This is a genomic window from Pseudomonas palmensis (assembly GCF_017848315.1).
In the GTDB taxonomy this organism is placed as follows: Bacteria; Pseudomonadota; Gammaproteobacteria; order Pseudomonadales; family Pseudomonadaceae; genus Aquipseudomonas; species Aquipseudomonas palmensis.
The window spans coordinates 1-1,115 of sequence record NZ_JAFKEC010000126.1 but is presented as its reverse complement, the minus strand read 5'-3'; the positions used below and the strand labels follow the sequence as shown (position 1 = coordinate 1,115).

The 1,115-nt window shown below is 65.2% G+C and carries 2 protein-coding genes; both read right to left on the bottom strand.

The features are described from left to right. On the bottom strand, positions 1-569 hold a 569-nt coding region (tssI, locus tag JZZ72_RS27655; protein WP_210015495.1), incomplete at its 3' end, for a type VI secretion system tip protein TssI/VgrG. A gap of 87 nt (positions 570-656) precedes the next feature. Further along, positions 657-1,115: Hcp family type VI secretion system effector (locus JZZ72_RS27650; protein WP_210015494.1), on the bottom strand; the 459-nt coding region annotated here is incomplete at its 5' end.

The following is a 1,115-nucleotide window of genomic DNA, read 5'->3' as shown; positions in this document are numbered from 1 at the left end:
GTGGGGAATACGGTCTGGTCGTCGCCGAACACCAGCGCATGGCCCTGCGGGCTGTGCTGGAAGTGGTAGTGGATGCCCTCCTCCTCGCACAGGCGCTGGATGAAGTGCAGGTCGGACTCGTCGTACTGCACGCAGTACACCCGCTCGGGATACACCGCGCCGAGCACGAAGCGGTGGTCGCTGGCGAGGATGCCGTGCTCTTCGAGCACCTGGGCGATGATCTGCGGCACCGTCTTGTGCTGGAAGATGCGCTGGTTGATGCGGTGTGCCAGGTACGCCAGCTGCGGGCGCAGCACCAGCCGGTAGCGCGACAGGCGCCGCCCCGTTTCGCCCTGCGCGGCGCTGTAGACCAGCCCGTGAATGCCGCTGCCGCTGGGCGACAGCTGCAGGAAGGCGAGCGTGTGCAGGAGGGATTCGAGGTTCAGCGACGCCCGTTCACTGACCAGCTCCAGTTCGAATTCGAACGGCTGGCTGAGCGCTTCGCGCCCGCTGAACGACAGCACCTGAAAGTCGCTGTCGACCCCGTCCAGGGTCAGGGTGAAATGGGGCTGGTTGGCCGCTGAGAACATCCGATGTTCCTCCCGCTGCAAAAACTGGGGTGACAGGCTGCCCCGGCCGGCCATGCTGGCTGGCCGGGGCAGTGAACTAACGCAGGCTTAGCCGGCGACCGGGGTACGCCAGTCGTCCGAGCCGGAGGTACCGGACACTTCGTGGGTCCAGGTGATCTTGCGGTAGGTGAAGTGCACGTCTTCAAGGTGGGTGAAGTGCGCGTTGGCCGGGTCCTGGCAGTTGTGCATGTAGTCCTTGATGTCGACGATGATCGCGTCTTCGAGCTTGGTGGTGAAATAGTGCTCCTGGGTGCCGGCCGCCGAGGTGCGGTACCAGTGGATGACGATTTCGGTCAGGCGCTCGCCGGAGGTCAGCGCGGCCAGCAGCAGGGGCGAGGCCTTGTCGAAGACCTTGGTGATGACCACCGGCTTGTGCACGCGCTGGCCGGTCGGCTGACCGGACTGCGGGTCGCGCGGGATGATCACTTCGTGGTTGAAGCCCTGGACCATGACCTGGTCTTCGTGGCCTTCCTGGTAGGTGTTGCCGACCGAATCGGCGGTGAAGGC